At 40.7% G+C, this 23,785-nt stretch carries 20 protein-coding genes; 5 read left to right on the forward strand and 15 right to left on the reverse strand.

Translation table 11 applies throughout. The features are described from left to right. Nucleotides 1-2 precede the first annotated feature (2 nt). The 6 genes from MTP09_RS10850 to MTP09_RS10875 all read right to left on the reverse strand — a co-directional run bounded on the left by MTP09_RS10850 (nucleotide 3) and on the right by MTP09_RS10875 (nucleotide 7,249). Nucleotides 3-338: a PadR family transcriptional regulator gene (locus tag MTP09_RS10850; protein WP_243548425.1), complete on the reverse strand. Its 336-nt coding sequence runs from the start codon at nucleotides 336-338 to the stop codon at nucleotides 3-5. Nucleotides 339-459: 121 nt separating this feature from the next. After that, complete coding sequence (locus MTP09_RS10855) at nucleotides 460-735, reverse strand: PspC domain-containing protein (RefSeq protein ID WP_243548426.1); 276 nt, start codon at nucleotides 733-735, stop codon at nucleotides 460-462. Between the two features lie 213 nt (nucleotides 736-948). Then, complete coding sequence (locus tag MTP09_RS10860; protein WP_243548427.1) at nucleotides 949-3,312, reverse strand: GEVED domain-containing protein; 2,364 nt, start codon at nucleotides 3,310-3,312, stop codon at nucleotides 949-951. A 178-nt stretch (nucleotides 3,313-3,490) separates the two neighbouring features. Beyond that, nucleotides 3,491-5,851 (reverse strand): GEVED domain-containing protein, encoded by a 2,361-nt coding sequence (locus tag MTP09_RS10865; RefSeq protein ID WP_243548428.1) that lies wholly within the window; start codon nucleotides 5,849-5,851, stop codon nucleotides 3,491-3,493. A 172-nt stretch (nucleotides 5,852-6,023) separates the two neighbouring features. Continuing rightward, entirely contained in the window at nucleotides 6,024-6,323 is a 300-nt protein-coding gene (locus tag MTP09_RS10870) for a chaperone modulator CbpM (RefSeq protein WP_243548429.1), read from the reverse strand. Continuing rightward, nucleotides 6,320-7,249, reverse strand: coding sequence for a DnaJ C-terminal domain-containing protein (locus MTP09_RS10875; protein ID WP_243548430.1), 930 nt, complete (start codon nucleotides 7,247-7,249; stop codon nucleotides 6,320-6,322). Before MTP09_RS10875 ends, MTP09_RS10870 begins: the two co-directional genes overlap by 4 nt. 387 nt (nucleotides 7,250-7,636) lie before the next feature. Here MTP09_RS10875 and MTP09_RS10880 point away from each other — a divergent pair, with 387 nt between their 5' ends. After that, the gene (locus MTP09_RS10880) at nucleotides 7,637-9,670 is read left to right on the forward strand and encodes a TonB-dependent receptor (RefSeq protein WP_243548431.1); all 2,034 of its coding nucleotides are present in this window, start codon (nucleotides 7,637-7,639) and stop codon (nucleotides 9,668-9,670) included. A gap of 246 nt (nucleotides 9,671-9,916) precedes the next feature. Here MTP09_RS10880 and MTP09_RS10885 read toward each other — a convergent pair whose 3' ends face one another. The 4 genes from MTP09_RS10885 to MTP09_RS10900 all read right to left on the reverse strand — a co-directional run bounded on the left by MTP09_RS10885 (nucleotide 9,917) and on the right by MTP09_RS10900 (nucleotide 13,819). Beyond that, entirely contained in the window at nucleotides 9,917-12,433 is a 2,517-nt protein-coding gene (locus MTP09_RS10885) for a M1 family metallopeptidase (RefSeq protein ID WP_243548432.1), read from the reverse strand. Between the two features lie 9 nt (nucleotides 12,434-12,442). Then, complete coding sequence (locus tag MTP09_RS10890; protein WP_243548433.1) at nucleotides 12,443-12,631, reverse strand: hypothetical protein; 189 nt, start codon at nucleotides 12,629-12,631, stop codon at nucleotides 12,443-12,445. A 93-nt stretch (nucleotides 12,632-12,724) separates the two neighbouring features. Beyond that, complete coding sequence (locus MTP09_RS10895; RefSeq protein WP_243548434.1) at nucleotides 12,725-12,952, reverse strand: hypothetical protein; 228 nt, start codon at nucleotides 12,950-12,952, stop codon at nucleotides 12,725-12,727. A gap of 72 nt (nucleotides 12,953-13,024) precedes the next feature. Then, entirely contained in the window at nucleotides 13,025-13,819 is a 795-nt protein-coding gene (locus MTP09_RS10900) for a thymidylate synthase (protein ID WP_243548435.1), read from the reverse strand. 442 nt (nucleotides 13,820-14,261) lie between these two features. Here MTP09_RS10900 and MTP09_RS10905 point away from each other — a divergent pair, with 442 nt between their 5' ends. Continuing rightward, the gene (locus tag MTP09_RS10905; RefSeq protein WP_243548436.1) at nucleotides 14,262-14,516 is read left to right on the forward strand and encodes a DUF2683 family protein; all 255 of its coding nucleotides are present in this window, start codon (nucleotides 14,262-14,264) and stop codon (nucleotides 14,514-14,516) included. Then, nucleotides 14,516-14,788: a Txe/YoeB family addiction module toxin gene (locus tag MTP09_RS10910; RefSeq protein WP_243548437.1), complete on the forward strand. Its 273-nt coding sequence runs from the start codon at nucleotides 14,516-14,518 to the stop codon at nucleotides 14,786-14,788. The genes MTP09_RS10905 and MTP09_RS10910 overlap by 1 nt, the downstream gene beginning before the upstream one ends. Before the next feature lie 25 nt (nucleotides 14,789-14,813). Here MTP09_RS10910 and MTP09_RS10915 read toward each other — a convergent pair whose 3' ends face one another. The 5 genes from MTP09_RS10915 to MTP09_RS10935 form a co-directional block, all read right to left on the reverse strand. Next, a complete protein-coding gene (locus MTP09_RS10915; RefSeq protein ID WP_243548438.1) occupies nucleotides 14,814-15,254 on the reverse strand; it encodes a GreA/GreB family elongation factor in 441 nt (146 codons plus the stop codon). 255 nt (nucleotides 15,255-15,509) lie between these two features. Beyond that, nucleotides 15,510-16,862 carry an alpha-amylase family glycosyl hydrolase gene (locus MTP09_RS10920; RefSeq protein ID WP_243548439.1) on the reverse strand — a complete coding sequence of 451 codons (1,353 nt, stop codon included), beginning with the start codon at nucleotides 16,860-16,862 and terminating at the stop codon, nucleotides 15,510-15,512. A gap of 115 nt (nucleotides 16,863-16,977) precedes the next feature. Continuing rightward, a complete protein-coding gene (locus MTP09_RS10925) occupies nucleotides 16,978-17,559 on the reverse strand; it encodes a plasmid pRiA4b ORF-3 family protein (protein WP_243548440.1) in 582 nt (193 codons plus the stop codon). 446 nt (nucleotides 17,560-18,005) lie between these two features. Continuing rightward, nucleotides 18,006-19,040: a sensor histidine kinase gene (locus tag MTP09_RS10930; protein ID WP_243548441.1), complete on the reverse strand. Its 1,035-nt coding sequence runs from the start codon at nucleotides 19,038-19,040 to the stop codon at nucleotides 18,006-18,008. Nucleotides 19,041-19,076: 36 nt separating this feature from the next. Then, nucleotides 19,077-19,754 carry a response regulator transcription factor gene (locus tag MTP09_RS10935; RefSeq protein WP_243548442.1) on the reverse strand — a complete coding sequence of 226 codons (678 nt, stop codon included), beginning with the start codon at nucleotides 19,752-19,754 and terminating at the stop codon, nucleotides 19,077-19,079. 190 nt (nucleotides 19,755-19,944) lie between these two features. Here MTP09_RS10935 and MTP09_RS10940 point away from each other — a divergent pair, with 190 nt between their 5' ends. Both MTP09_RS10940 and MTP09_RS10945 read left to right on the forward strand, forming a co-directional pair. Beyond that, the gene (locus tag MTP09_RS10940; protein ID WP_243548443.1) at nucleotides 19,945-22,497 is read left to right on the forward strand and encodes a TonB-dependent receptor domain-containing protein; all 2,553 of its coding nucleotides are present in this window, start codon (nucleotides 19,945-19,947) and stop codon (nucleotides 22,495-22,497) included. A 43-nt stretch (nucleotides 22,498-22,540) separates the two neighbouring features. Then, nucleotides 22,541-23,710 carry a hypothetical protein gene (locus tag MTP09_RS10945; protein ID WP_243548444.1) on the forward strand — a complete coding sequence of 390 codons (1,170 nt, stop codon included), beginning with the start codon at nucleotides 22,541-22,543 and terminating at the stop codon, nucleotides 23,708-23,710. Nucleotides 23,711-23,785 lie beyond the last annotated feature (75 nt).

Below are 23,785 nucleotides of genomic sequence, written 5' to 3' on the forward strand. Positions count from 1 at the left end.
ACTTAGTTTATAGTTTTTTGGGTGATTTGGTTTACGGAGTTGGTCAATTCGTTCCAGGTATTGAGCAGTTCGGCGAGGAAGAGTTTTCCTTTGTCGGTGATCTGGTAATACTTTCTCGGCGGTCCTCCTGTGGATTCTTCCCATCGGTAGGAGAGAAACTCGGCGTTTTTCAGTCGTGTCAAGAGTGGATAGAGTGTACCTTCCACCACATCCAGTTTTCCTTTCTTGAGTTCGTCGATCAGGTCGGAAACGTACATTTCTTTTTGGTCAATCAAACTCAGGATGCAGAATTCCAGAATTCCTTTCCGCATTTGCGCTTTGGTGTTTTCTGTGTTCATTATTTATAAGCTATTAGTTGTGTTAAACATTTTCGTCATTCCTCTTTTGAATGGTATTAGCAAAGATATATTAAATTTTTAGTAATATGCAATGCAAAGTAGCGTCTCAAAAAAAATTCTTTTACCTGACTTCAAATTCTAATAAGTTGCTTGCTTTTGGCAAAACGATCCATAAAATAACATAAGCGATTACCACAAAAGAAGTTGAAATTCCAGCAGAAAATATTCCGAAGAAAGCTAAAGAAAACCAGATAATTCTAATGACAGATACATCAAGTTTATAATATTTAGCGAGTCCGGAACAAACTCCTGCGATTCTTCTGTTTTTTACATCACGGGTTAATTTTGCTTTAATGCCTGCAAAATACTGGTTTTGGTTTTGCTGATAAGTGTTCATTTTTTGATAGGTTTATGATTTCTTATACAAAGATATATATAAAATTCAGTATTGTGTAATACAAAGTAGTGAAATATTTTAAGTTTTAGTGTAAAACACTGATTATCAATGTTAAAATTTTATGTCGATATTTCGAAATTAATGACACGAAGCTCTTAACACCAAAAAACCACCCCGAAAACGAGGTGGTTCATTATTAAGATCTAAAAAGATTTACTTCTTGATCGCTTTCACAGTCTTCACTGATCCGTCTTCCATATGAAGCGTTACAATGTAAAGTCCTGCGTTAAGTGATGAAAGGTTAAGTTCAGTACTTGGTTTCATGTTCTTCACAGTTCTTCCTGATACATCGGTGATGGTGATCGATTTCACTCCTTTTACATCAGAGATTTTTAACACATCGTGGAAAGGGTTAGGATAAACAGAAACCCTGTCTTTGTTCGCTGTTGAAACGGCCAATGAAGGATCAATTACATTTACAGTATAATCCTCAACCTGCCCAAAACTAGATCCTGTTGTAACGCAGGCATTGCCCCAGTTTGTAAGATTCGGTTCTGTATTTGGTCCTGCTGTTCCGTAATACGCAGATTTTACCCTCATTCTTGTTACACCAAATTTTGCATCAGCAGGAACGGCAATTGTGCCTGTTGCAGGTGTACCAGCAATACCATCTGATCCAAGTACATGAATGAAATTTGCAGCGTCGGTAAAGTATTTTTCACCAGCGTCATTAAAGTCGCCGTCCTGATTCCAGTCGATAAATACTGAGAAGCAGTGACGGAAAGAAGCACCATCTGTATTCGCATTCAATGATATTGGGTAAGAATTGCCGGGTACCACCTGTGCAGTCAAATTCAGGAACTGTTCGTATGCCGGTGTTCCGCCGACTACGTTGCTTGTGGTATTATTAATGCCAGCAAATGTCACGTTGGTAGTTGGTTCTACAGTACTGTAACCCGGTGTTGGACTGCAGTAGGAAAGAGGACCTGCGGTAAAGGAGACCTCTGTACATCCAGCAGCGTCACCCACTGAGTTAGTCGGTACTACTTTTAAATAATAGGTTGTTCCGTTAGTTAATAAAGTGCTGTAGGAAGTTCCTGTCACCAAGGTACCGTTCAGAATTTCTGTTCCACCTGCTGTAGTTCCCAGGTATAGCTTGTAACCTGAAGCGTTTGGTGCTGCTGTCCAGGTAAATGTGGTATTAGCAGAAATCATGGATCCTTCTGTTGGAGCTGTTACAGTGGTGCATGCTGGAGCTGTTGCCGGTGGAGTGATATTCAATGTGTAATCTTCCACCTGTCCGTTGCCTATATCACCGCAAGGATCAGAAAGTGCGGTCGTTACAGAGGTAGTTGAGCTGTTGAAATTATACTTAATTCTCATTCTTCTGTCTCCTGTGATACCGTCCGGTACAGCAATAGTTCCGCTAAGACTTACCGTTGCGCCTGTTCCACCTACAAACGGAGCAGTTGTAAAGTATTGTTCTCCAGCGTCGTTGAAGCTTCCGTTATTATTCCAGTCAACAAATACAGACATTCCAAACCTGTTGGTTCCAAGTCCTGTTCCCTGCACTGCAAGAGTCATATTGTTGGCACCTGTAACATTAAATACGGTGCTGCTGAAGTCTTCATAAGCCGGTGAACCGACAGTCGCCGAAGAGGTGTGTGCAGCGCCACCGTTTACCGCTACCGAAGAAATAGGATAAGTTGCAGCAGGCGCTGTGCTGACAATAGGACCGCAATAGGAAATGCTGGAATTGGTGCTGAACGTTATTTCTGAACATCCTGTTGCATCACCTGCCAAGTTATGTGGGGTTACACTTGCAAAATAACTTCCGTTTACAGGAATAGTTGCATCATAATGGGTTGCACCCTGAACATCTATATCCAGAATATTATTTCCGCCGGATGCAGTTCCCACTTTTAGTTTGTATCCTACTGCTGTCGGAACTGCATTCCACTGGAAGTTTACGTTACCGCCTGAAACTGTCGCTCCGTTTGCAGGATAAGTAAGTGACGCACATACGGGTGGAGTTGTTACCACCTCCTGAGAAATATTGATGTCGTCAACAAAAATATTGCCAGTTGTTGTTCCAGAGCGCACGAACCATACTCCGACTCCATAAACTTTTCCTGGTTGCAGCGATCCGGATGGAATTGTCCCAGTCAAAGTTGCACATGTCGTAATCGCCGTGGCATTAAGAACAGCCGGAGTGCCAAATGTCATTATCGACCAGTTATTGGCTTCTGGATTGTAAATGAAGTAAGCCAAGTTTAATGTCCCTGTAATAGTTGCTGCCTTTTTGTAGTGCACTGAAACATCAACTTTCTGTCCGTTTCCGGATTGTGAAATGGTAGAAAGATCAACCATAAAGCCGGTTTGTGTAACAGTAGAGCTAATTGCCAATTGCCCTCCGTTCACACCGTTACACGCAGCCGCAGTGGTTCTTGATCCTCCACCAAACTGCTTGTAAGTGGTGGTGTTGTAACCGGGATCTTCAAAATCACCGATGTAGCTGTATTGGGCGTGCGCACCAATACCTAATGCCATAAGCATTGATAGTAAAAGTTTTTTCATGTTTTAATAATTTTATTGTATTAGCGCAAATATAATAAGATTCCATCAAGCAAACAATATTTTTTTTGCTTTTTTATCAAAAACTTTCACTTCATTACTTAGAATGCTTTTATTGAAAAAAGCAAACAAAAGAACCACCCCGAAACTGAGGTGGTTCATTATTAAGGATTAACAAGTTTTATTTCTTGATTGCTTTCACAGTTTTCACTGATCCGTCTTCCATATGGAGAGAAACAATGTAAAGTCCTGCGTTGAGTGAAGAGAGGTTAAGTTCTGCACTTGGCTTCATAGTCTTCACTGTTCTTCCAGAAACATCAGTGATGCTGATTGATTTCACTCCTTTTACATCAGAGATTTTCAATACATCATGGAATGGGTTAGGATAAACAGAAACTTTGTCTTTATCAACATTAGAAACCGCCATTCCTGGTCCAACCACTTTCAGAGAGTAATCTTCTGCCTGACCGAAGCTTCCACTGGTTGCGCAAGGATCAGCAAAACCATTTCCAGCAGTTGGAACTGCAGCGCTGTACTCTTTCTTAACTCTCATTCTTGTAACTCCAAGTTTTGCATCAGCAGGAACAGTGATATTGCCTACAACAGGAGTACCTGTACCAGTAGAGTTATTCAAGAAGATCGATCCATCACCAAAGTAAACTTCACCTGCATCATCTAATTTACCATTTTGATTCCAGTCGATAAATACCACATAGTAGTTACTATAAGGACCATCAGAGTTTCCGTTCAAACTGATTGGGTATGTTCCACTTTGCTCAACTAAACCTTGAATCGCGGTAAAGTCTTCATGCGCCGCTCCACCAGTTGCCGCAGAAGTAGTATTATTGATGTTAGCAAAAGTCACATTTGAAATAGGTTCAACAAACGGATAGCTAAGAGGTCCACAGTACACAACAGCACCTGCTGTGAAAGAAATTTCTGTACAACCTGTTGCATCACCTGCAGCATTATAAGGCACTACCTTCACATAGTAAGTTACTCCCGAAGTGAATGCACCTGTGTAAGAAGTAGTTGAAACCACGGTTCCATTTGCCACATCAGTTCCACCAGAAGTTGTACCGATATATACTTTATATCCTTGAGCACCAGTTACGGCATTCCAAGTAATAGGATTGTTTGCAGGCACATTCGTAGCACCGTTTGTTGGAGCAGTAATTGTGGCGCAGGCAGGAGGTGCCGTTGGAGCTGCAACTTTGATGATGTAATCTTCAACCTGACCATTGATCATATTCGCGCATCCTGATGTCAGAGGCGAGTTGATTGAAGTACCTGAGAAGTTGTACTTAACCCTCATTGTTACATTTCCAGGAGCTGCTGTTCCAGGCACTGCAACATTGCCGATCAATTCGATTGGGTTATCGGCAACACCAGCTTTTCTAACCATGGTCGCAGTAGTATTAAAATATTCCTCACCTGCATCTAAGAAGTCGCCATCATTGTTCCAGTCAATAAATACGGACATTGCCCAACCGTTAGCAGGGTTACCGTTAGTGGTACCTAGAACAGTAAGCGGATATGTTGAACCAGGATTTACTTCAGGAATTGCAACACCTGTTGTGAAATCCTGATGAACAGGGAATGTGCCAATCGTAGTTGCAGTAGGATCCGAAGTATTAGTCATCCCCGCAAAGTTAACCGACTTGATCGGTGCGATAGCGGAAGGCGCCGTGGAGGTAAGCGGACCACAATGTGCAACATTTGCATTAGTGTTAAACATAATTTCTGTACATCCGGTTGCATCTCCTAGGGTGTTCGTTGGAACAACTTTCAGATAAAAAGTTGAGTTAGTTGCAAGTTGCACATCAACATAATTTGCGCCTGAGATTGTACCTGAATAAACATCTGATGCTCCTGAAGAAGAACCAATTGACACCTTATAAGCACCTGCTTGATCAACCGCATTCCAAGAAACCCTTACGTTACCACCAGAAATTGTGGACCCAGCGGTTGGTGCAGTTACAGTAGCACATCCAGGCACTCCCGTAGGAATATCCTGAACAAAGTTGATATCATCTACAAAGAAGTTCCCGGTAGATGTTCCAGATCTTCTTACCCAAACACCGAAACCATAAGTTTTCGATGGACTAAGTACACCAGCAGGAATTGTTGCTGTTAACGACGCACAACTTGTTGTAGCAGCCGCAGTCATCGTAACGGGAGTACCAATTTCAAAAATTGACCAAGAGTTCGATCCTGCGTCAAATACAAAATACGCCAAACTTGCTGTTCCTGTAAGTGTAGCTCCCTTTTTCCAGTTGGCGGTCAAAGTCAGCTTTTGGCCATTACTGGTCTGGTTGATTGCATCCGACATCACCATCCAACCACTTTGAGTTACACTGGCACTAATGGCGGTTTGTCCTCCCCAAGCACCGTTACAGGCAGCAGCAGCAACGATAGTACCGCCTCCAAATTGCCCGTAAGCACCATTTGCTCCTTGATCTTCAAAGTCACCTGTGAAATTGAACTGTGCATTCGCGCCTATACCTAAGGCAAGAAAGCACGAGAGTAAAAGTTTTTTCATAATGATTTAATTTTGTTAACTTTTCAAAAATAATAAAAATAATTAGATTCAACCAACAAATCTTAAAAGATTTATCATAATATTTAAATACTTTTCTATAATATCGCCAAAACCCCTTTAAATACCATCTGTTAACTGTACCTCAATGCAGTATCTGGTCACAAGTCAGTTGCTAATCATCCAAAAATTCGCCAAAAAAAGGAGACCTCGCGCTTAACCTGCGGTTTTCCTCTCTTAATTTTTCCACTTTTTTCAAAAGCTCACTGATAATTTCTAAACCCGGCAGATTCACTTCCAGGTCATAATGCCAGTTCGCAAAACGTTCAAATACAGGAAGTTCTTCATAAAGAAGATATTTCACACCGTTATCGGTCTCCGTTTTTAGAAGTCCTGATTCTTCCAGCGAATCAAAAAAAGTGATTTCTATATTGTAGATTTTCACCAACTCTTCTCTCGAGATTCTTTCGTTCATTTCTTTAGATTTTTAAGTTCGCCGAAAAGTTCTTTTTCTTTTTCCGTTAAATGCGTCGGAAGTTTGACCGTATAGGTCACGAACAAATCGCCATACTCTCCTTCTTTTTTATATACAGGAAAACCTTTCCCTTTCAATCTTACCTTCGTGCCATTTTGCGTTTCGGGTTTTACTTTGAGCATTACGTTTCCTTCCAAAGTTGGCACGGTAACTTCGCCACCCAACACAGCGGTGTAAAGGTCAATTTCTATGTTGGAACCCAAGTCGTTTCCGTTTCTTTTGAAATGCTGGTCTTCTTTGATATTAAACGTGATGTAGAGGTCGCCGTTTGGTCCGCCATTAAAACCTGGATTTCCGTGACCTTTAAGTTTGATTTTCTGTCCGTCGGAAATTCCGGCAGGAATTGTAATTCTAACTTTCTTTCCATTGATTTCAAATGTTTGTTGATGTGTTTTTGCGGCATCTTTTAGGTGCAGATTCAGCTCAGCGGAAATATCCTGTCCTTTAAATTTCCCAGATGCACTTCCTCTGGAGCTACCGCCAAAACTTTGTCCGCTTCCGCCAAACATACTTTGGAAGAAATCTGAGAAGTCTTCACCTCCATCGAAATCACCACCGGAAAATCCTCCAAAGTTTCCACCGTAACTTCCACTTTGTTGATATTGCCGCTGCTGCTGTTGAGCTTTTTCGTACTCTTCACCATGTTTCCAATGTTCGCCGTATTTGTCATACTTTTCCCTGTTTTCAGCATTGCTCAATACTTCATTAGCTTCATTGATTTCTTTAAATTTCTTTTCGGCCTCCTTGTCTCCCGGATTTACGTCCGGATGGTATTTTCTTGCAAGTTTACGGTACGCTTTCTTGATTTCATCGGCGGTTGCTTTCTTGTCAACACCCAATATTTTGTAATAATCTATATACGCCATCAGACAAAAACATTTACCCAAATTTAATGAATATAATTTTAAATAACTGAATTTCTTTTGATATTAGAATTTATCCTTTTCCCATTCAATAACCAGGAACCACCATTCAATAATTGTCAAAGTCCTTCTGATAGCTTAAATGCGAAATTTGTATTTACATCAACAAAATCGGTGTTTTAACGCGAATTAGCTGAACTTCAATAACTTTACTTACTTTTCATTACAAAACCTTTAAAAATAATGGCTATGAAAACTTTTCTACTATTCTGCACATTGTTTCTAATCGTCCCACAGCAGACAATCCTTGAGTTTCCTCAGGAATTCACTACGGCAAATCCCGCAACTGAAAAAATCGAATGTTTGATAAATTGCTAATTTTACAAAGCAATGCCGGGAAAAAACTTACGCTTTCTTTTATTATTTCTGATTTCCATTTTAGCTTCGGGACAAAGTGACAGTACCGCATTAATTGCTGAAATCACCATCGATGCGTATAAAAAACCTACAAAATTCATTACCTCAACGAAATCGGTTGCCATCTCCGGAAGTAATTTTCAGAATCAGAATAGTCCCGACCGACTTTTGGAAAGCATCAATCTTTTGGCCGGAACCAGAATGGAGGAACGTTCACCGGGAAGTTACCGGCTTTCCGTTCGTGGCAGCACTTTGCGCTCTCCTTTTGGGGTGAGGAATATCAAAGTTTATCTCGACGATTTCATTCTTTCCGATGCCACAGGAAATACCTATCTAAATTTAATTGACCCAGAACTCATCAGCAAAACCGAAATTTATAAAGGTCCAGAAAGTGGTGATTTTGGCGCAGTAACGGGTGGAACTGTTTTGCTAAAAACTTCAGATTCAGAAACTAAAACTTTAGGTGTAACCGCCGGAAGTTATGGTCTTTTCAAAGAAAACCTAAATTATTCCAAGAATTTTGTAAAGCATTATCTACAGGTTTTTCAAAGTTATCACACTACCGATTCCTACCGTGAACAGTCGGCAATCAACAGAAAAAGCATTTTTCTGAAAGACCGCTGGAACTATCTTGAAAATCATCAGTTGAACCTGATGTTCCTTTTCACAGATTTGCATTATGAAACTCCGGGCGGACTCACTTTCGCGCAAATGCAGGCAAACAGAAAACAGTCGAGACCGGCAACTTCTGCACTTCCGGGAGCGAAAGAGCAAAACGCGGGAATTTTCAACAAGACTATTCTTGCAGGAATTTCACATCAGTTTCCATTGGCTGAAAATCTCTCACATTTTCTCGTTGTTCAGGGTGCTTATACCGATTTGCGAAATCCGTTCATTACCAATTATGAAAAAAGATTTGAGAATAATTTTGCACTCAGAACGCATCTTAATTTTGAAAAAAACACAGAACAATGGTTTCTGCAAACGAGATTAGGTTTGGAAACCGGCTTCAACAAAGGCATTGTGAAAAATTATGATAACGCAAGAGGAACGCCGACCAATCCACAGAATTTTGATGAAATAAAAACCAACAGCGAATTTGTTTTTCTTTCACAAAAGGCAGATTTCAAGGAAAAAATATTTATGGAAGCTTCACTGAGTTTGAATTCGATGAAATATGACTGGCAAAATCTTTATCCCAGTTTAGAAAACGGAACGATGAAATTCAAAGATCAATGGTTACCGAACTTTGGAATTTCCTGGTTAATTAAAGATGGTTTTTCGGTTCGTGGAAAAATTGGAAAAGGAAGTTCGGCGCCAACTTCGGAGGAAATCCGTTCATCAACGCAGCAAATTAATCTGGAACTCGCCCCGGAATACGGTTGGAATAAGGAAATCGGCATCCGAAAACAATTTAAAAACATCCTCTTTTTGGAAGGAAATTATTTTGATTTCCGTTTGAAGGATGCGATTGTAAGCAAACAAAACGAAAATGGACAGGAATATTTCGTGAATGCGGGAGGAACCGTTCAGAAAGGTTTTGAAGTGATTGCCGAAACCAAGAATTTCACCTTTAATTCAAAGATATTAAATCAAGTAAAGTTTTGGGTTTCTGGAAGTTTTTATGATTTTAAGTTTGAAAATTACCGAAAAAATAATGAAGTTTATTCCGGAAATCAAATTACGGGAACGCCTTCTGCAATGCTTCAAAGCGTGATTAATATGAAATTTTTCAACACCATTTCAGTAGATTATTCAAATTTTTATACATCAAAAATTTACTTGAATGACGCCAATTCTGTGGAAAGCGAACCGAGTTTTGTAGGAAATATGGTGTTCAGATATCCTTTGAATTTCGAAAAAATAAAACTGAATTTCGATCTCCAGATTCAGAATTTATACAATACCGATTATGTTTTGGGCTATGATATCAACGCTTTTGGTGGAAGATATTACAATTCGGCTGCATTCAGAAATTTTAATATCGGAATGGCCGTAAACTTTTGATTTTCCCTTTATTTTTCGTATTTTGTTAGAAACCAAAATAAGAGAAATATGAAGAAACTAATTGCGATTGGAATTTTGGCAATGTTTGTTGGCATCTGTAAATCCAAACAAAACGAAAGCTGAATCTGAGACAGATGAGCACGACCATTAAGAAAAAGTCCTGAAAAAATCAGGACTTTTTCTTTGATTTCAATGATTTCAGAATTGAAATACGTTTCGATACTTCCTTCCGAAATTTTATCAGATTTAATGAGCTGAATATTCCACGATCGCCTTGTTGATCAAATCAATCTGCTGATTAATGGTCGCGCTTGAAGGATTGGCTTTCAATACCCGCATTTTTTTGGCGAGTCCGTCTTTCAGGATTTGCACGATCATCATTTTTGCTTGCGGATTTTGGCCGATCTGTCCTTTTACCTGGGTTAAAACCTTGGTAAGATTTGACGTCGCCTTTAGATTGTCCGAACTCATAATCCAGTTGAACGCATCTTCTGCAGAAGCTCCCAATTCAGGGTTTTGGAATTTGATGAACGGGTAAAACGCTGCCGTCGATGCGATTGCAGGCATTTGCTTTTCAATTTTGTTTTTGACGATAGTCGGCAAAAGCTGCGCAATCAGTTCATCATTCGCACCTTCCAAATCGATTTTGTCGGCAAGTGCGGAAACCCTTGATGGATCGATCGCCGCAATCGCGCCCAATGACGCACCTTTCACGGAATTGGAAACCGATGACATTCCCTTCTCAAAAAGCGGAAGGTATTTTTTGTCCTTTGTTTTTGCTAGAGCCGTGATTGCCGATGACTGCACCAAAGTTTTCGGGTCGTTCGAAGCCATTTTTTCCACTTCGGCAAGTGCCGCTTTCTGCTGGTCGGTTTTCGAAAGATCGAAACCGCTCAACGCTTTCATTCTGATTCTGAAATTTTGGTCCTTGATTGCGGCGACCAAGGTTTTCAGCGAAGCGGCATTTTTGGTCGAGTTTTCGGCTGCATTTTCAACGGCTTTATATCTGCTCAAGAATTCTTTCGAGTTGGAATACTGCGTGAAATACTGATCCGCTGTTTTGTTGTCGGTAATTTCGGCGAGCAAAAGTCCGTCAGCATCGATATTGACCAAATCAGGATTTTTAGAAACCGGGAAGCTGAACTCATTTCTGCTCTTCGCGGAAACCCAAACATTTTTACGCGTCGGTTTGCCATTTTCGTAAACATCGATCGCTAAAGGAAACTGAAAGTACTGACTCTGGTTTTGGTTAATGGAAACTGTCACCGTTTTTTTCACGGGTTCATAAGTCGTGGTGTACGAAAGTTTCGGATGTCCGCTTCCGTAAAACCATTGGTTGAAGAACCAGTTCAGATCCTTCCCCGAAATTTTTTCCAGAGAAAGCCGGAGCTGCTGCGCTTCTCCGGTTCCGTACTCGTTGGTTTTCAGGTAGTCGTTCAACCCTGTAAAAAAGGCGTCGTCACCCAAATAGTTTCTGAGCATGTGGAGGATATTTCCGCCTTTGTTATACGAAACTCCGTCGAACATATCCTCTTTTGAATGGTAGTTGAAGCGAACCAGATCTTTCGAAATATTCGATGGATCGCGGAAGTATCCTTCCCGGGTTTTCATCAAAGTATAATCGGCGAAGTCTTTCCCGTATTTGTACTCGTTCCAAAGGTATTCGGAATAGTTGGCGAAGGACTCGTTAACCGTGAGGTTTGACCACGATTCCGTCGTTACCAGATCGCCAAACCAGTGGTGGAACAACTCGTGAGAAATCACGTCCTCCCAACGGTTTTCGTCGATCAGGTCGCCCGGTTTTTGCTGCGCCATATCGGAATGAAGAGTTGCCGTCGTGTTTTCCATCGCACCTGATACGTAATCTCTTGCGGTGATTTGCGCATACTTGTTCCACGGATAATCGTATTTCAAAAGTTTGGAAAAGAACTCGATCATTTCGGGCGTGTTGCCAAAAATCTGTTTTGCGTACGGTTCATATTCCTTTTCCACATAATAATCTACGGGAATATTTCGCCATTTATCCTTAACCACGGCATAATCGCCAACTCCCATAAAGAAAAGGTAAGGCGCGTGTTTCTTGTTCATCACCCAGTAATCGGTGCGCATTCCGCCGGATTCTTTGGTGGAAGATTTCAATTCGCCGTTGGATAAAGTGATGTATTTATCGGGAACGGTCATGTAAATTTCCTGGGTGGTTTTCTGGTTGGGTTTGTCGATGGTTGGGAACCAAGCCGAACTTGCCTCCGTTTCACCCTGCGTCCAAATTTGGGTAGGTTTGTCGGGATCTTTTCCCTGCGCATTGATGAAGTACAGTCCTTTTGCGTCCATAATTGCCGCACTTCCCTTCTGTGTCACCTCATTTGGTCTCGCTGTGTATTTGATATAGACGGTATAATCCTGATTTCGGTTATAGGTCTTATCAAGACTGATTCTGAGCATATCGTTCTTATAGTCGTACTTCAAAGCAGACTTTGCTCCGTTTTTGTCTAATGAAACTTCGTGGATCAGCATTGCTTTCGCATCCAGAACCAGCGAATCCGAAGGATAGAAATAAGGCGACGCGGAAATCCAAGCTTCCCCGTTCATCTGCTCCTTCTGGAAATCGAAATTCACCTTGAGTTTGGTGTGCTTCAGCTCGGTCGTTTTGGTGTGCGTTGCTCTGTACACCTCGGTTCTGCCCGAAGTTTCGGTTTGAGCGAATGAATTTTCCGATGTCATTAAAGCACCGAGAAACAGTGCGGCGATAAGGATTTTTTTCATTTATCTTTTCTAATTTTCAAATGATGATTTTCGAAATACAGCATCCAACAATTCCTTTGAGTGTTCAACATACCGTCCTTCTTCAAAGTCTTTTTCGCTTTGGTCAATTAATTTCTTGAACGCTTCCGAACTTTCAATTTCTTCCCATGAATAGGTTTTGTCCTCCTCAACTATCTCAACGGATGCGATTCCTTTCAATTGTGAAAGAAGCTTATTTAGGAAAGGCAGGTCGGCGTATTCGTTTAAGTTCAGTCTAATTTCAATTTGTTGAATTTCATCCAAAGTTAAAAATTATTTCTGTTTGGGACTGATCAGGATGTCGAAGATATCGTTCACAATACTTTCGTACTCGCCTTTCTTCAGCTGTTCCTTGCTTTTGTGGAACGCCTTTTTCAGTTCGCTTTCAGGGTTTTCTTCATCGATCATTTCCACGGATTCCACGCCTTTGATCTGCATCAAAACCTCCCGAAGTTTCTCGGCATCAGTGTTTTGTGCGATATTGATTTTAAGTGATTTCATTGAATTATATGTAGTATTTGATGCAGTTTAGTTACAAAAAAAGTGAAGGCGAATCTTCACTTTTAAATATCTTTAAACCGCAACAGGAGCTTTTATTCCTGGATAAGGTTCATAATTCTCCAACGTGAAATCCTCGTAATCGAAACCGAAAATATCTTTAATTTCAGGGTTCAGCTTCATTGTTGGTAAAGCTTTCGGAGTTCTCGACAGTTGCTTCTGAACCTGCTCAAAATGGTTGTTGTAGATATGCACATCGCCGAAAGTGTGCACGTAATCGCCCACTTCCAAACCGCAAACCTGCGCAACCATCATGCATAAAAGCGCATAACTCGCAATATTGAACGGCACGCCGAGAAATACATCCGCGCTTCTTTGGTACAGTTGCAGCGAAAGTTTTCCTTCCGAAACATAAAACTGAAACAAAGCGTGACACGGCGCTAAAGCCATATTCGGAATTTCTGCGGGATTCCACGCGGAAACGATCAACCTTCTGGAATCGGGGTTCCTCTTGATTTCGTTGATCACGTCAACAATCTGATCGACAACTTTCCCGTCTTTTCCTTCCCAACTTCGCCATTGCGCACCATAAACAGGACCGAGGTTTCCGTCTTTATCTGCCCATTCGTTCCAGATCGAAACGCCATTATCAGTTAGATATTTAATGTTGGTATCGCCTTTCAAAAACCAAAGCAACTCGTAAATAATCGACTTCAGATGCACTTTCTTGGTCGTTACCAAAGGAAAACCTTTCGACAGATCATAACGCAACTGGTATCCGAAAACGCTTCGTGTTCCAGTTCCTGTTCTGTCGGTTTTGTCGGTTCCGTTAACGAGAATATGCTGTAGTAAGTCGAGATAGTTTTGCATTTTAAGAATTTGAAGTTTGGGGTTTGAGGTTGTTGCGCTCAAAAATACCAAATATTTTTAAGAGCTTGACAAAGATTTTTGCAATTTTGCTATCCTTGCATTTCTGTCTTAGAAAAATAGCAAATAATGTCTTTCTTGGGTTCTGCACTTGGAGAAAAAATGAATTTGGCATTTTCTGGATTCGTGGAAATTTTTCTCGCAACGCACGCAAAGAAAATTTTACTAAATAACTTCATATTTTATGGGCGCAAAGGCATTTCCCTGCCTTTCGGCAGACAGGATTTCGCAAAGACAAACCAAGATTCAATAATAAAGTGTTTATCGACTTATGTCAAATCGATATATTGGTTTTTAATGGATACTTCATCACAGAATTTAATTCCAAAAACATGTACATATATCGGTACATGTTTTGTATCTTTGTTTAAAAATTGTTGAAAAAATGAAAACAATCACCGTAAGCGACTTTAGAAAAGATATCAAGAAATATGCGGAACTTGCCGAGACAGAAAAAATAATTGTCAACAGAGGCAGCGGAAAAGCATTTCTGGTAGTCCCTATACAAACAGTTGTTGATGAAGGATACAGCAAAGAATTTATTGAAAGGATTCTTTTGGCAGAACAGCAAATCAAGGAGGGAAAATCCACCAAAATCACATCTGAAAAAGAACTCAGCGAATTTTTAAATGACCTGTGATGTATCACCTTGAAATCTCAGACCTCGCGAAAAGACATATAGCTGAATTCAAGAAATCAGACACCCAAAGTTTCAAGAAAGTCAGCAAACTTCTCAACGAACTTGTACATCATCCTACAACTGGAACAGGACAACCCGAAATGCTGAAAGGGAATTTCGCAAATTACTGGTCACGCCGAATTAACAAAAAAGATCGTCTTGTGTACCGAATAGTCGCGGAAATTGTTGAAGTTTTTGTATTGCAGGCAAAAGGACATTATCTCGAAAAATAAATCTCAGCTCGAAAAATCCGAGAATTTACCAAATTCCCAGAACCGATTGCGCTAAACCATTAACGATAATTTTTTCGCCCTCCTTCTTTCCGTGCATTGCTTTCGCTAACGGACTTTCTGTGGAAATTACGAATATTTTTTCTCCGCTAAAAGTAATTTCGCCCAAAGAAACGGCGATGAAAAACCTGCCCTTTTCTGTCTCGACGATGCTGCCGAAACCTACAGTTTTATGTGGAACCGGATTGATTGTTTTCAGGAGCGTTTCGGATTTCATGTTTTCGTTCAGCTGAATTTGGAGGTTGTTGATTTCCTGCTGAACCATTTCGCGCCCGGTTTCATATTTGTCGCCCATCGAACTTTTGGTCTCGTTGTTGGATTCGCGGGTTTCTGAAATAAGTCTTTCCAGATTTCTGATTTTCTCGGAAATCTTTTCTTGGACGAGATTGAGGATTTCGGTTTTGTTCATTCAAGTTGTTTAAAGTAAATACATAATCATTTTTTTTCTACCACAAAAGTTACAAAAGACTAATGAAAGAAGTCTTTCAAAAGGCGAAAAGAAGAAATTCCTATAGGTTAAGCTTTTATGGACTTTTCGAAAACTTCGCAGTATTATTATCTTTTGGTGCTTATGCGGTTACAATTTACATTAAGCGAGTGCATTGTTAAAAAAAACCTTCAAGCAATTTGAAAACTTGAAGGTTTGAAATTTATGAGATATTTTTTATTTCTTGAAAACGGCATATCCCGAAACAGGGAGTGAAAATCCTTTATCCTGACTGAAATCCCTCTTGCTTGATGAAAATGCGTCGAAGAAAACACCGTTCAGCTGATCGTCGACAATTCTGAAATCCACAAATTTCTTGGATAAGTTGAGAACGGTAAGAACTTCATGTTTTCCATTTTTGCGAACGTAAGCTAAGATGCTGTCGTCGTCGGTTGTTTTCAGAATGTAGGTGGTCACTTCAGGATCGCCTCCTCTCAATGCGGGATTCAAAGATTTCAGATTCAGCAATGTTTTATAGAAAGCTTGCAGCTCGTTCTTACCTGTCCACGGAATCGGGTCTTTCTCGAAAAACTCCAACCGTTTGGTTTTGAGTGGCAATTCCTGTCCGTTATAGATCAGCGGAACTCCGTTCCAGGTAATTGAAAAGACCGCCAAAGGTTGCGCGAACACGCCGAATTTTTCATACTCGGTTCCGTTCCAGGTATTTTCGTCATGATTGGTGGTAAACCAAGCCCTCATCGAACGATCGCCGATATTGGAATATTTTAGAAGAAGATCTTTCAGATCGGCCAAAGAAACTTTACCTTCATTGAACTCCTTTGTTTTGTGCATCCAGGTCCAGATATAACTTGCGTCGAAGACTTTTCCGTAATCAGGGTTTTCGAGTTCGTCGAATTCGCCAAGCCAGAACAAAGGTTTCACCGCATCCACTTGTGGTCTTGCTTCCTGCCAGAAATCTACTTCCACCCACGCTGCAAGATCACAACGGAAACCGTCGATATTGGTTTCGCGAACCCAGAATTTCATCGCGTCGATCATCGCTGCTCTCATTGCGGGATTTTTATAGTCGAGTTCGATGATGTCGTCCATTCCCGACGCAATCTGGAAATCGTTGGTTTTTGGATCTTTCAGGTAAAAATCGGGATTGGTTTTAGTCCAAGTATGATCCCATCCTGTGTGATTCGCCACCCAGTCGATGATGACCTTGAAACCGAGCCGGTGCGCTTCATTCACCATGTGTTTGAAATCGTCCATCGTTCCGAATTCGGGATTGATGGAGGTGTAATCTGCAGCTGCGTAAGGACTTCCCAAAGTTCCTTTTTTGTTTTTTTGCGCGATGGGTGTGATCGGCATAAACCACAGAGTTTTCACGCCCATTTCTTTCAGTCGCGGCATATGTTTTTCGAATGCGCGGAAAGTTCCTTCGGGAGTGTACTGTCTCACATTAACTTCGTAGATATTGGTGGTGTGTTTCCACTCGCTCGGATTTTCCATTGTTTTGGCGCTTTTTTGTGAGGTGCAGGAAAGGATTCCCATACCGATGATTGCTAAAAGGATTATTTTTTTCATTGTGGCGATTTATGGCAAATTTATCGCTTTTAATTTTAATTCTAAAGAAAACGGAGATGACAAAAAACAAGAATGCCCCGAAAATTCAGGGCATCTGTTTATGGTGAAATATTTCTTATTCGTCGTCTACCTCGTCATCGAAACTGTCATCTGCGAAATCTTCTTCCTCATCGTAGTTTTCATCGTCTTCATCTTCAAAACCTTCTGAATCGAAATCGTCGTCGAAACTTCCGAAATCATCGTCCATCAATGGCATTGCAGAATTCTTTGCCGATCTTTTTCCGCCCGATTTGCTCGGCGCTTTCAGCGGCATATTGCCAAAACGGAAAACGGTGATCGGGTAATTTACGGCAGGTTTCTCGTCAACGATTTCCACGAGTTCGCAGAAGAATTCCCAAAGATCCATAAACCCGTACTGGAAATGGATTTTGTCGCCCACTTTCTCGAATGCCTCGTCGATGTACACATCGCTCATAATTTCGCCGTCGCCATCGTCGCTCATATCTTCGAGGGGAACAGTTTTCACAACAACACCTTCTTCATCGAGAATGTTGAACAGAGACAAATCCTCGCCAAGCAACGAGAACGCGCTCTTAATCCCCAAATGAAGGTTCCACAGATTCTGCTTTCCCTTGATTTCTACATCACGAAAAATATCGTCTTTGGTATCTAAAATGATGCGGATTTTGTAAACCATTTTTACTTTAATGAATTTGCAGTTAGTTTTTTTAGATTCGTTTTTCGGCTACAAATATAAAACAATTGAGATTGGACAAAAAAATATTTTCACCGCTTTTTTTCTGAAAAGTTTTGGCTAAATTCCTGCCCTAAATCAGTTACTTTTTTGAAATTTTGAAATAAACCTAAGCTTGATTACATCTTCTCTAAGTAAACGCAAAGTTCAATTCTAATCTATCTCAATTTTAAGACGACAAAGATTTCCCGCTACAGCGAAATGATGAAGCGGTCATTTAGTAAAAATATATCTTTGCGAACCTTGTGAGAAAAAAATACTCACAAAGCCAAACAAAGCTAAATTATTTTTCTTGCTCCAGTTTTAAGATAAACGAAGGCGCTAATGCTCATTAAAGATACACAAAGATATAAATCACAACAGGTTCTTTCAAATCAAAATCAAACAGCTCAGTTGCTTTTTTCCAACATAAATTGGAATTTCGTTCCTTGAAGATAGGTACTTTCTACAGAAATATTTTCGCTGTGTGCCTCCATAATATGCTTTACGATCGCCAATCCCAATCCTGAACCGCCGTCGTTCCGGTTCCGGCTGGATTCCACACGGTAAAATCTTTCGAAGATCCTCGGCAATGCTTCGGGTTTTATTCCCATTCCGTTGTCTTCCACTTCGATCATTACCTTGTTCTTCAACACGCTGGTTCGCACGATAATTCTTGCCTGTTCCCTGTTTGCATAATGAATTGCATTGGAGACAAGGTTGATCAGCACCTGCGAAATTTTCTGTTTGTCGGCGTTTACAAATACTTGCGGAGTGGCGCTTTGCAGTGAGACTTTTGCATTTTTTCTCTGGGCTTCGAGATCCAGAAGGTCGATAATTTCTTTAATCAAATTATTAATGTCAAAACGACTTACATTCAAGGTAATCTCGCCCGATTCGAACTGGTTGATCATATCGAGATCCTGCACGATATTCAGCAACCGTTCCACCGATTTGTCGATGCGTTCCAAATATTTGTCGCGGATGGCGAGGTTTTCAATTCCACCGTCCATTAAAGTTTCCACATATCCCTGAATTGAAAAAAGCGGGGTCTTCATTTCGTGGGAAACGTTCCCGATGTACTCTTTCCGGTAGGTTTCCATTTCCTTCATCGTGTCGATTTCGGTGGCATTTTTCTGGCTCATTTCCGAAACCCTTTCTCCAAGTTCCTGAAAATTCAGCCCGCTTTCATCTTCCTGGATAATGGTTTCGGGAAGGATGGACGAGATTTTACGGATCTGTCTTTTACCGTAAAAGTTGAGCAGGAAGTCGATCACGAAATAATTGATGACCAAGAAAACAACCGAACTGATTCCGATCGTGGCATAAAATTCAGTGTCGGTGTCGGAAAAGTCGTCTTTCACCGAATCGAAGATGTACACGACCATTAACATGACCGCTGTGAGAATCAAAGATGCAAAAAAAGTGAACCGCTGAAACTTCATACGTTGTGCATTCCCAGTTTTGTGGGATTCACAAAGTTACACAACTAATTTGTAACCGATCCCTTTCAAGGTCTGAATGGCGTTGATCCCCAATTTCTCGCGGAGCCGTCGGATGTGTACGTCGATGGTTCTTTCGCCTACGATCACATCGTTTCCCCAAACTTTTTCGAGGATTTCCTCGCGTTTGAAAACTTTGTCGGTATTTGAAGCCAATAGATAAAGGAGGTCGAATTCTTTCTTCGGGAGCAGGAATTGCTGGTTGTTTTTGGTAACGCGGAAATTGTCTTTATCGATCACCAAATCCCCAATTTCAATAGTTTTCGACGAATCCGAAACCTGTGAAGTAAGCTGCAGTAACGCATTGACTTTAGAAATGAGCACTTTTGGTTTGATGAGCTTCACAATATAGTCGTTAGCTCCTGCCTGAAAACCTGCGAGTTGGGAAAACTCCTCGCTTCTTGCGGAAAGAAAGACGATGAGGGTTTTGCTGAGTTCCTTGATCTTCCTTAAATCCTGGCAGGTTTCGATCCCGTCTTTCTCGGGCATCATCACATCGAGCAGGATCAGGTCGGGAATGATTTCTTTGGCTTTTTCGATTCCTTCGTTCCCGTTGTTTGCAGTGTACACCATGTAACCTTCTTTTTCGAGATTGTATGAAAGGAGTTCGAGAATATCCATTTCATCATCAATCAAAAGAATTTTTTTCTGAATCATTTCTACTTTTTAACCTCTCAAAGTTAGTCATATTTAACATTCGAAATCCGGCCAAAAATAAAGTTCACAGAAAATTAACATTCGTTGTGAGTTCTTAAAGATTTATTAAAGAAGATTTAAAGTTGGCAAAACACCTTTCCGTTTTGATCTCCGTTTCTTTGCCTGAGGAAAAAGTAAAGTGAAATCCACTATGAAAGTAAACAAGCTGACTATCGCGGTTTTATTTTTAACCGCTTCATCATCAGTAATCTACGCTCAGCAAAAAAAGAGCGACACCATTCACAAAGAAAAGAAGATCGAAGGGGTAACCATTCAGGGAGCCACCAAGAAAGGAACCGAGAGCAACATCATCAACCTTCAAAGGAAATCAGTTGAAGTCATTGAAAGAGTTGGCTCGGTGCAGTTGGAGAAACAGGGAATCGGCGATGTTTCAGTTGCGGTCACGAAAGCTACAGGCGCACAAAAGCAGGAAGGAAGCGGGCAGGTTTTTATTCGAGGTCTTGGAGACAGAAACAACTCAACCACGATGAATGGACTACCAATCCCAGCGAACGACCCAATTTACAAAAATATTGATCTGAGCATCATCAAGACCGACATGATTGATTTTGTGGGGCTCGAAAAAGTATATAACCCAAAATTATGGGGAGACATGTCGGGTGCAAATGTTGATGTTGTTTCTAAAATTTATACCGGAAAACCTTATTTTAAAGTTAATCTGGGTTCTTCTGTTAATCTTAATGCAATAAAGAAGCACAATTTCTTTCTTCAGGACGGACCAGAATATTTCGGTTTCACCCAGATTATTCAGCCCACCAACAACAGCTTCATTAACAACGGATATGTGTTCAATACTTCATGGGCAAATAAAGAAGTTTTAAACCCAATCAACTCTTCACTGGGAATCGATTTTGGCAGGACTTTCAATATTGGCAATACGGGAAGACTAAGCTTGTTTGGCTTCGGATCCTTTGATAACAATTACGCTTACAAGGATGGCATCACCCGATCTGTGGACATGGAAGGAAATCCGACAAAAGATCTTTTCGGAACTGAATTCGCCTACGGAACCAACACCACAGGTTTGCTAAACCTTAATTACAGACTTAATGCGAACCATAATCTGAAATTGGTGACCAACTACATCCACACTTCAGAACAGAAACTTGAGAATTATTCAGGATACATTCGAGACACCAATGAAAATCGCACACAGGAAACCGCAATGCTCCGAAGAGCGAACTACAAGACGAATGACCTGTTTATCAACCAACTTTCAGGTGAGCACACCATCACTTCACCGTTAAAGCTATTCTGGAATATTGGCTACAATAGATTGGACAGCAGAAGACCTGACAGAATGCAGAATATCTCTGTTTTCAATTTCACAGAAGACAGCAATTATTTTGCGGCAAGTAATCCCGGAGCAAACAACAGATATTTCGACAAACTTGTGGAAGACGACGTAGTAGGTAATCTACATGCAGATTATCAGTTCACCGAAAACTTAAAACTTACACTGGGCTATAACGGGAGATACAAGCAAAGTGACTTCAAGGCAACACAATTCAACCTTAGGGTTAATGCTTCACCCAAAACCTACTATTTGAATCCTGCAGATTACGGAAGTTTCTTCAACTCGAATAACTATAATGCAGGTTTATTTGATATTGTAACCTTCCGTGGAGACATTAAATGGAATCCCGAAACGGCGCTAACTCCGCAATCTTATTATTCTGACGTTATTAATAATGCAGGTTTCGCAAATGTAGAATATAAGTTAAGTGAGAAATTTACCGGCCAATTAGGGGTAAGATACGACAACCTTGATCAGAAAATGACCTACAGCACTGCAATCAAAGAGGGTCAGGTGGACAAGAAATACTCAAAAATATTGCCTGCTTTGAACTTGAAATACAGTGTTAACGACAGCAATAATCTGAGGTTTTCAGTCTCAAAAACCTATACAACACCACTTCTTTTGGAAGTAGCACCCTATGAATATGAGGAAGTTGATGAATTAAGTTTCGGTAACCCGGCACTTTACCCTTCAGATAACTATAACGCCGACCTAAAATGGGAATGGTTCCCGAAGAGGGGTGAAGTAATTTCGATAACCGCTTTTGGAAAATATATCCAGAACCCTATCTCGAGAGTTACAGTAAACTCTTCCTCTAACTCGGTTTCATTTGTGAACATCGGAGATACCGGAACTGTCTTTGGGGCGGAAGTTGAAGTCAGAAAGGATCTGTTCGAAATGGGAAACACTAAACTATACACTTTCCTTAATGCAACATACCTTAATACAAGCCAGGAGTTGAGCAGAGAAAAAGTTTCGACAGAAACCAACACTTCCTACGGATATACCATATCAATCGACCCTTCGAAATCAAAAGATAAAATGCAGGGAGCATCTGATTTTCTTGCGAATGTAAATTTGGGTCTGGAGAAAAAATGGGGAGAAAAGAACTCGATGGACTTTGTGGTTTCATACTCGCATATTTCCGACAACATTTACGCAATCGGTTATGCAAAAAAAGGAAACCTTGTTGACAAAGCCATAAACATGCTTGACGCTGTGATGAAATTTAACCTAAGTAACGGCGTAGGCATTTCTCTAAGTGGCAAAAATCTACTGAACCCTAGTTTCAAGAGAGTGCAGGATAACACAAATGGAGAAGTTACCGTTCGCGACCATAAAAAAGGTATTATTCTCGGAATGGGTGTCTCCTATCAATTTTAATAAAAGTAATATTTAAACAAAATCAAAACAAAAAGTAAAAGTTATGAAAAAGAATCATCTAAAAGTAATGGCAGTAGCAGCATTGGTTTCTTCTACATTTGCCTTAGAATCGTGCAGGAAAGACGATCCGGCTCCTTCCCAACCAACATTAACAGGTATCGCAGCCAACTTCAACGATTTCAAAGGTGAAGTAAAGGCAGGGGAAAAAGTAACCCTGGATCCAACTAAGGTTTACAAACTTACCGGTGGGGTTCACGTTAAAGAAGGTGGAGAACTCATCATTCCTGCAGGAACAAAAATCGAATCTACCGCTGGAACCGCTGCTTACATTACCGTGGAACAAGGTGGTAAAATCTTTGCAAACGGAACTTCAAGCTCACCTGTAGTTTTCACTTCTCCTACAGGAACAGCTGGAAGCTGGGGCGGAATCGTAATTTGCGGTAGAGCACCAATCAATAAAGGGACTACTGCAAATGCAGAAGTAGGTAACGCTACTTATGGTGGAACCAACGCCGCTGATAACTCCGGTTCATTAACCTATGTAAGAATTGAACATTCAGGAGCTATCTTCACAGGTGAAAAAGAATTCAACGGACTTTCTTTATTCGGAGTTGGTAATGGAACAAAGATCGAAAATATTTCAATCCTTAACGGAGCAGACGACGGTATCGAATTCTTCGGAGGTACGGTGAATGTTTCCAACATTATCTCTGTAGGAAACGAAGACGATGCTTTCGACTGGACTGAAGGATGGAAAGGAACCGCAACAAACATCTACACAAAAAGAAGAGCAAATGGAATAGGCAACAGAGGTATCGAAGCCGACAACAATGCTGACAACAACAACGCAGAACCAAGATCAAACCCAACCATTAAAAACGGAACCTTCATTGGGGATCCAGCTTTTTCAGGAGAATCGGACGGTTTCAAACTAAGAGTGGGAACTTACGCAACCATTGACAATGTTGTTCTTTCAAACTGGAAAACAGGTATCAACATTGAGCATGATGCTTCAGTCGCTTATTTTAACGGATCAGGAAAAATCACTAATGTGAAATTCGACAATGTTACAACTAAAGCTTCTGTAAAAGCAAGTTCCGGCAGTCCTTCTGCAACTTTGCAAGACAACACTTATGTTGAAAACGCAAATGCAAACGGAGCCGGAAATGGACTGGCGGTACCGACTTGGGCAGGAACTTGGGGCGGACTGTAACCTACAATCATTTAACACTAAATTAAATAAACCGCAGGACTATTTCCTGCGGTTTTCCTATTTTTCAAAGTAAAA

This window comes from Chryseobacterium suipulveris (genome assembly GCF_022811685.1).
GTDB classification, from domain to species: Bacteria; Bacteroidota; Bacteroidia; order Flavobacteriales; family Weeksellaceae; genus Kaistella; species Kaistella suipulveris.